The sequence below is a fragment of the Azospirillum halopraeferens DSM 3675 genome (genome assembly GCF_000429625.1).
In the GTDB taxonomy this organism is placed as follows: domain Bacteria; phylum Pseudomonadota; class Alphaproteobacteria; order Azospirillales; family Azospirillaceae; genus Azospirillum; species Azospirillum halopraeferens.
Genome location: NZ_AUCF01000026.1, coordinates 99,004 through 106,705, shown reverse-complemented (window position 1 = coordinate 106,705; position 7,702 = coordinate 99,004). Strand labels below are relative to the sequence as shown.

At 66.4% G+C, this 7,702-nt stretch carries 6 protein-coding genes; 4 read left to right on the top strand and 2 right to left on the bottom strand.

What is annotated here, in order from left to right:
- Positions 1-213: 213 nt before the first annotated feature.
- On the bottom strand, positions 214-873 hold the full coding sequence (locus G472_RS0119370; RefSeq protein WP_035693076.1) for a FadR/GntR family transcriptional regulator: 660 nt from the start codon (positions 871-873) through the stop codon (positions 214-216).
- Between the two features lie 350 nt (positions 874-1,223).
- Here G472_RS0119370 and G472_RS0119365 point away from each other — a divergent pair, with 350 nt between their 5' ends.
- Genes G472_RS0119365 through G472_RS0119355 form a run of 3 tightly spaced genes read left to right on the top strand, consistent with a single transcriptional unit; the run spans position 1,224 to position 4,936 of the window.
- A complete protein-coding gene (locus G472_RS0119365) occupies positions 1,224-2,237 on the top strand; it encodes an Ldh family oxidoreductase (protein WP_029009697.1) in 1,014 nt (337 codons plus the stop codon).
- On the top strand, positions 2,234-3,454 hold the full coding sequence (locus G472_RS0119360) for an iron-containing alcohol dehydrogenase (protein WP_029009696.1): 1,221 nt from the start codon (positions 2,234-2,236) through the stop codon (positions 3,452-3,454). The genes G472_RS0119365 and G472_RS0119360 overlap by 4 nt, the downstream gene beginning before the upstream one ends.
- Positions 3,455-3,460: 6 nt before the next feature.
- Positions 3,461-4,936, top strand: a complete 1,476-nt coding sequence (locus G472_RS0119355; protein ID WP_051341034.1) for an NAD-dependent succinate-semialdehyde dehydrogenase — start codon at positions 3,461-3,463, stop codon at positions 4,934-4,936.
- 138 nt (positions 4,937-5,074) lie between these two features.
- Here G472_RS0119355 and G472_RS37415 read toward each other — a convergent pair whose 3' ends face one another.
- Positions 5,075-5,977, bottom strand: coding sequence for an IclR family transcriptional regulator domain-containing protein (locus G472_RS37415; RefSeq protein ID WP_084536776.1), 903 nt, complete (start codon positions 5,975-5,977; stop codon positions 5,075-5,077).
- Between the two features lie 594 nt (positions 5,978-6,571).
- Between G472_RS37415 and G472_RS0119345 the strand changes: the two genes are divergently transcribed.
- A complete protein-coding gene (locus G472_RS0119345) occupies positions 6,572-7,456 on the top strand; it encodes a cupin domain-containing protein (protein ID WP_245593531.1) in 885 nt (294 codons plus the stop codon).
- Positions 7,457-7,702 lie beyond the last annotated feature (246 nt).

The following is a 7,702-nucleotide window of genomic DNA, read 5'->3' as shown; positions in this document are numbered from 1 at the left end:
TCCAGTCCGGGAAACGGGCTCTGTTGTCCCTGGAGGCCCGCGGAATGCCATCTGCCACTCTCAAAATACCTGAACCGTCTTAGACAGGAGGCCCCATCTCCTGAGAACGTGGGGCCATCATGGCGAAGCGGACACCACCCGAATTGGCCCCTGATGTCCGGGAGCACGCCGTTCGGATGGTGTTCGAGCCTGCCGGGATGCGCCGCGGCTTGGTCATTGCGCCGCGAACAGGAACTCGATCACGTGCCTGATGTGCGCCTCCGAGGCGCGGCGGGCCCTTTCGCTGTCGCGGGCCATCAGAGCGTCGAGGATGTTGCGGTGATCCGCCTCGTAGACGGCGCGTCGCTCCGGCGTGACGCTGACAAACTTCAGCTGTCCCCATTCGGCGTAGGTTCGCACCTGCTGGACGTGGTTGCAGATCAGGCGCACGAAGTTGTTGCGCGTTGCGTCGGCAATGGCCAGGTGGAATGCCCCGTCCCAGTAATCGAACTCGGGCACGGTGGTGGCGGCTTCGCTGCGTTCGACGCACTCCTTCATCTTCACGAGATCCGGCCGGGTCGCGTTGATCGCGGCCAGACCGGTGAACTGCGGTTCGAACAGCAATCGCGCCCGGGTCACCTCACCGGGGCTGAGTTGGTCGATGTCGAGCGGAGCGGCCTGACTGAAGGAGGTTCGCGCCTCCGATACGAAGGTCCCCCGTCCGACCGCCCGGCTGATGTGACCTTCGCGCTCCAGTTCGTCCAGCGCCTTGCGGACCAGGGTGCGTGATATGGCGTGCTGATCGGCCAGCTCGCGTTCGGTCGGGAGCCGGTCGCCCGGTTTGAGGGTGCCACCATGGATCTCCCCGAGGATTTTTTCCTTCAACCCAACCATTGGTGATTGTCCCGTTGCTTCAATGCGCCGGTTCCCTGTGGGGCGCCGGTTCCCTGCGGGCCGTGCGCCGATCGATCGGAGGATAGATGGCACTTTTCACCGGCAAATGGAACGGAACGCGGCGGTCGGCACACCGGTGCGCAAAAATGCGTTGACCAATTTCCTGCTATGGTGCAACCTTTCATGATAATTGGTTTGCTTGAGCGCCGGTGAAGGGGTTCACGGGATTGCGCGATTCGACGCGGCCGGCACCCCATCGACCCGGACCGCAATGACTGGCTTGCCAACCCGATCACCGAATGAGGCCGGACGATGAGCACAGCGCGGCCGCTCCGCAGAGGACGGCAGTAATGCAGCTTAACGCTCTGCAACTGAAGGAAATGGCCACCGCGGTCCTGGTTGCCCACGGCGTGCCGGAAGCGTTTGCCGACGACCAGGCCGACCTGCTGGTCGAAGCCGAACTGCGGGGTTTGCCGTCGCACGGCGTCCTTCGTCTGCCGCGGATTGTTGAGCGCATCCGCAACCGGGTGATCGATCCGTGCGCAACCGGATCTCCGAATTGGTTCGGCCAAAGCTTTCTTCAGGTCGATGGCCGGGGCGGGCTCGGACCGGTCGTGGCGCTGGCGGCGTTGCAGGCGGCCCGCGAGCGGGCTGAGGAGACCGGAGTCTGCGTCGCCGCGGTGGCGAACGGCAATCATCTGGGGATGCTCGCCTGGTATGTGGAGCGGCTCGCCGGCCAGGGACACGCCGCGATCGCCATGACGACCAGCGAGGCCCTGGTTCATCCCTGGGGCGGCCGGGTCGCCATGATGGGCACCAATCCCATCGCGATCGGCGTTCCCGCCGTACCGGACCCTTTCATCCTGGATCTGGCGACCAGCGTGGTTGCCATGGGCCGTATCCACGACCACGCCGATCGGGGTGAGCCGATTCCGCAGGAATGGGCGCTCGACCGTGACGGCAACCCGACCACGGATCCCGAGGCGGCGAAGAACGGCGCCATCGCACCGTTCGGCGGAGCCAAGGGCTATGCCCTGGGGCTCGGGATCGAGGTGCTGGTTGCGGCCCTGACCCGATCGGCCATTGGTCGCAACGTCGCCGGCACGCTCGATTCGGAGCGGCCCTGCAACAAAGGAGACCTGTTCATCGTGTTCGGACAGCAAAATTCCGCCGCAACGCGGCTGGTTTCCTCCTATCTGGAGGAGGTCCGTCGCAGTCCCGCCGCTCCCGGCTTCGCTGCGGTGGATGTGCCCGGCGACGGCATGCGCCGGCGCCGTGCCGCGGCGCTCAGGGACGGCGTTTGGATCGCCGACGATCTCTGGCACCGTCTCCGGCGCCTGCGGGCGGGGGAGGTCGGAGCATGAGGGCGTTCGGAGTCCAACGCTCGCCGCGGACCATCCTGTTCGGGGCGGGCCAGCGCGCGGCCCTGGCTCACCTCGTGCGGCCCCATGGCCAGCGGGCGATGATCTGCACCGACAGCCGGTTCGGCGCCGATCCCTTGTTGAGCGGCATGGCCGCCAGCCTGCGGGACGCCGGCCTGACCGTCGGAGTCTACGACGGCACGCTCGCCGAGCTTCCCATGAGTTGCATCGATGAAGCGGCGCAGGCCGCACGTGACATCCGGCCGGATGTGATCGTGGCGGTCGGCGGCGGCAGTTGCATCGATCTTGGCAAGCTGGTGGCCGTGCGCCTGACCTATGACGGCCCGCTGTCCGACCTGTACGGAGAGTTCAGGGTGCCGGACGGCGTGCTGCCGGTGATCGCCGTGCCGACCACCTCGGGCACCGGTTCGGAGGTGACGCCGGTGGCGGTGCTGGATGATCCGGGACTTGGCGTCAAGATCGGCATTTCCAGCCCGAACCTGATCCCGCACGCCGCGGTGTGCGATCCCGAACTGACCCTGAGCTGCCCGCCCGGCCTGACGGCGAACACCGGGGCCGACGCCATGACCCACGCCATCGAGGCGTTCACCACCCTGCGCCGCGATCCGACCCCCGATCTCGGTGTCGCCAACGTCTTCGTCGGCAGCAACGTGATCAGCCACATGCAGGCGGCAACGGCCATCCGCTGCCTTGCCGGCCATCTGGAACGCGCGGTCCGCGACGGCTCCGATCCGGTTGCGCGCGAACAGGTGATGCTGGGCGCCCTGCTGGCCGGCCAGGCCTTCGGTACCGCCGGGACGGCCGCCGCCCACGCCATCCAATATCCGGTGGGAGCCTGCACCCACACGCCGCACGGGCTCGGTGTGGCCCTGCTGCTTCCCTATGTGATGGAGTTCAACCGCCCCGACTGTGTCGGGATCTTCGCGGACATCGCCCGGCTGTTCGGCCTGCCGGACGCACCGGACGATCTCCTGTCGCGACAGGCGATCGACGCCGTGGACGGGCTGTTCGGCCGCATCGGCATTCCGAAATCACTGGCCGCGCTCGGCGTCCGTGAAGCCGACCTGGGCACGATTGCCGAGCAGTCGCTGACGGCCCGGCGTCTCGTGAAGAACAACCCCCGCCCGCTGGACCTCGACGGCGTCCGGCGGATCATCGCGGCTGCCTTCGAAGGCAACCGCGACCTCCTGCGCTCCTGAGGCCCCATGACCACCACCCTGTACGACCACATTGCCGGTGACTGGCTTTCGGAGGTTCCGACCGGTCTGTTCATCGGCGGCCGCTGGCGCCCCTCCTCCTCCGGTGACTGCATCGACGTGATCGATCCGTCCATCGAGCGGTGCCTCGCCCGAGTGGCCGACGGCACCGTCGACGACGGCCTCGCTGCGGTCGAGGCCGCCGCCGCCGCCGCTGCCGGATGGGCCGCCACGCCGCCGCGCCGGCGCGCTGAAATCCTGCGCCGGGCGTTCGAACGGATGACCGCCCGGGCTGCCACTCTGGCGAAGCTGATTTCGCTGGAGAACGGGAAGGCGCTGCGCGATGCCGAGGGCGAGGTGGCCTATGCCGCGGAATTCTTCCGCTGGTACGCCGAAGAGGCGGTGCGCATCGACGGCAGCCTCGGCCTGGCCCCGGGCGGCGCCAACCGCATCCTGGTGCAGCATCAGCCGGTCGGGATCTCGGTGCTGGTCACCCCGTGGAACTTCCCGGCGGCGATGGCGACCCGTAAGATCGGCCCGGCCCTGGCCGCCGGCTGCACCTGCATCCTGAAGCCTGCCACCGAAACGCCGCTGACCGCGCTGGCGGTTGCCCAAATCCTTGCCGAAGCGGGGGTTCCCGACGGGGTGGTCAACGTCGTCACCACCCGCCGATCGGGTCCGGTGGTCAGCGCCATGCTCCATGACCCGAGGGTGCGCAAGCTGTCCTTCACGGGCTCCACCGCGGTCGGGCGAACGCTTCTGCGCGAAGCCGCGGATCAGGTGATCGGCTGTTCCATGGAACTCGGCGGCAACGCGCCCTTCCTCGTGTTCGAGGACGCCGATCTCGATGCGGCGGTGGAGGGGGCGATGGTGGCCAAGATGCGCAACGGTGGCGAGGCCTGCACCGCGGCCAACCGCTTCTACGTCCATCGCTCGGTGATCGACGCGTTTGCCCGCACCTTCGCCGATCGGATGGCCGGGGTCCGCATGGGACCGGGCGTCGATCCCGCGACCGGCCTCGGCCCGCTGGTCAATGCCGCCAGCCGGAGCAAGGTGGCCGCCCTGGTCGAGGATGCCGTCCATCGCGGTGCGAACGTGCTGACCGGCGGACAGGTGCCGTCCGGCGCCGGCTATTTCTACCCGCCGACCGTGCTGACGGACGTGGCTGCGGACAGCGCCCTGCTGCGCGAGGAAATCTTCGGGCCGGTGGCGCCGATCATGCCCTTCGATACCGAGGACGAGGCGATCGCCGCCGCGAACGACACCGAATACGGCCTGGTGGCCTATGTCTACACCGGGGACCTGGCCCGCGGCCTGCGGGTCGGGGAGCGTCTGGAAAGCGGCATGATCGCCCTCAACCGCGGTCTCGTCTCCGATCCCGCGGCGCCGTTCGGCGGCGTGAAGCAGAGCGGTCTGGGGCGGGAGGGGTCGCATCACGGGCTGCTGGAATTCATGGAGGTCAAGTACATCGCGACCACCTGGTGACCGCCGCTCCCCCGGCTCCGGGGCGGCAGCGCCCCGGAGCCGAACGCCCCTCCGAACCATTCATGTGTATTGGTTATACCATCTTCGTCCCGCCACCGGGTCCGCGGTGGCGGAAGAGGCACGCGGATCACGGGCGATCTACAGGCTGACGTCGTACCCGCGACGCACCGATGCGTCCAGGCGGGGGCGGTTGCTGATGAACGCCAGCGCGTGTTCTATGCTGGTCCGGGTCTCGAAAAGAGGGGACAGCACCGCGTCCTTCATATCCTTCGGGTCCACCGACGTTCTGAAGAAGCTCACGGACATCACCGCCGCGACCTTTTCCTGTTCCAGGATGGGAACGCCGACGGTCGTCATGCGGACCGGCTCGGTCTGCGGGTCGCGCGTGGCGTATCCGTCGCGCCGAACACGATCCAGATAACGACGGAACGCCGCCTCCTCCTTCTCTCCGAATTCGGCCGGCAAACTCGTGCGCATGCGGGCAAGATGCTGCTCACGCTCTTCTTCGCCACAGAACGCCATATAGGCGCGGCCCATTGCCGACTTGAGCAAATCCGGGCGCTGGCCGAGGACGGTGTTGGTATGAACGACAGGGCTGATCGTTCCTGTCCAATACAGAATTTCTATCGCATCTCCGTCGATGACTCCCAGCCCTACCGGCCATCTGATCTGCCTGGTAAGCCCGATTGACAATGGACGGGCGATTTCGATCACCCGGGGAATTCCGCTGTAGCCTTGGGACAGTTCGGTAACTTTCTGGGCCACGCGATAGCCACCGCACATGTTGTCGCGGATCACATAGCCCTCGTGCATCAGCGTCTCCAGCATCCGCACGACCGTCGGGCGCGGAATGCGGGTCTCGGCGTGAATCGAGTTCACCGTCGCGATGGATTGTTCATTGACCACCTTCAGTACGTGCAGGGCGCGGCATACGGAATTGACCGGAGGATAAGAGCGGTCAAGCGGGTTTGTAAAACCTCGTCGGGAATTGGTACGGCAATGCACGTTTGTCTGAGATTCGCTACGGGGGTCTTTTGCCATAGCTTTATCCGAGCGAAGTTGCCATCGGATTTACCGTAGAAATCCCGCCCATATTTCCGCTTTCCTTTCAGCCGCAGCGCCGGACAACCCGCCCGAGCGGAGGTCCGGCCCCCAACGAAAGCACAATGATTTGCGTTTCGCAACGTGAAATCAGTCCAGATTCCCGGGCCGGCCCGCGGGTGGAATCGTCCCCCACCAAGACTTTAATCATGTCATTGATTATAAATGGTATTTTCCGGTCAAGCGAGCGGGGTGCGCCGTTTGTTCCGGGCCGATCCCACGGACATCCGCCCGCTCCGGGGGTGGCGGTATCCTCGGTCCCGGCTTGTTGAGGGCTTTGCGACAAGCTATCCCTGTCCCGGCAGCCACGTGGAGAGTTCGGCGCCTGACCTCACGGTCCGGGCACTGAAAACACCACGTCGACGTTACTTTATTCTCGATGACCTGAATAATTTGGCTCCGTAAATGCAGCGGATGCTGATCGGACATCACTGTCATCGGGACAATATTCTCCGGTTTTCGCAATAGTTTCTCTGAACAACAGACCGATCGAGGAGGACCACAGTGTATGATCTAAGCGATCCACGGTCGCGCATGGCCGCTTCGGCCTCGCCGCGGGCGACCGCCGCACCAACCGTCTTCGCTGCGGCCGAATACGGCCTTTTCTACAAGACGGAGCCGCAGGTTGTTGCGGACGGCGCCGGGACCTGGCTGACCCGCGGGCAGAATTTCCTGGTCGGCTACAGCGAGGTCGATCCGGGCGGCGCGTTGGCGCGACGCGAACAGGTGGACGAATATGTCCTGCTGCTTCCCGATCGCGACACACCGGCCATTGTCGAAGCCGGCCGTGAACGGATCGAGGTCGACGGCTTCTCGCTGGTGATCGTCCCACCGGGAGACAGCCGCATCACGCTGCCAAAAGGGGGCCGCGCGACCCGCATCTTCTCGACCCGGTCGGATGACCTCAACGCGCTCTGCTCGAACGCCCATTCCTACGCCGAGCCGCATCCGAACGTGACGCCGGCCGAACCCTGGCCGGACCCGGTGGGGGGCTTCCGCATTCGCGTCTACAGTCTCGACGTGCCGCCGACGCCCGGACGATTCGGCCGAATCTTCCGCTGCACGACGGTCATGGTCAACTACCTGGACGAACAGCATGGTCCGCGCGACACAGCGAAGCTGTCGCCGCACAGCCATGACGACTTCGAGCAGGGATCGCTGGCGCTGGCCGGAACCTACACCCACCATCTGCGCTGGCCCTGGACACCGAACCTGAACGCGTGGAGGGACGATGAGCATGCCCTTGTGGAAACGCCGTCGCTGACGGTGATCCCGCCGCCGGCGATCCACACCTCTCGCGGAATGGACGCCGGTCTCAACCAGCTGGTGGACCTTTTCTCCCCGCCGCGCATGGACTTTTCCGAACAAGGCTGGGTGCTGAACGCCGACGAGTATCCGATGCCGTCATCCCCGGAGTGACGGCGTGCAACGCGACGCCTCACGCAACGGCCTTGCGCAGGCGGGATGGGCAGCAAGCTCGCCTCCCGGCGTGCCGGGGCCGCGGCCGGGGTGGTGCGGCACGGGGGCGAGCCGGCGATGGGCGAGGCCTGTCGAACCGCCTCGCCCCGGGCTGCCGGGTTCGCGACCGAAACCCCGGGATGCGCCGCCCTCGGCCGGTCTTTGCGCCTCGGAGTGTGCGCGGCCGCGGCGGACGGCCACCCCGGT

Excerpts from the sequence above, each read along its gene's own strand:
- G472_RS0119370 (WP_035693076.1), bottom strand. The coding sequence starts at position 873 with ATGGTTGGGTTGAAGGAAAAAATCCTCGGGGAGATCCATGGTGGCACC.
- G472_RS0119365 (WP_029009697.1), top strand. The coding sequence starts at position 1,224 with ATGCAGCTTAACGCTCTGCAACTGAAGGAAATGGCCACCGCGGTCCTG.
- G472_RS0119360 (WP_029009696.1), top strand. The coding sequence starts at position 2,234 with ATGAGGGCGTTCGGAGTCCAACGCTCGCCGCGGACCATCCTGTTCGGG.
- G472_RS0119355 (WP_051341034.1), top strand. The coding sequence starts at position 3,461 with ATGACCACCACCCTGTACGACCACATTGCCGGTGACTGGCTTTCGGAG.
- G472_RS37415 (WP_084536776.1), bottom strand. The coding sequence starts at position 5,977 with ATGGCAAAAGACCCCCGTAGCGAATCTCAGACAAACGTGCATTGCCGT.
- G472_RS0119345 (WP_245593531.1), top strand. The coding sequence starts at position 6,572 with ATGGCCGCTTCGGCCTCGCCGCGGGCGACCGCCGCACCAACCGTCTTC.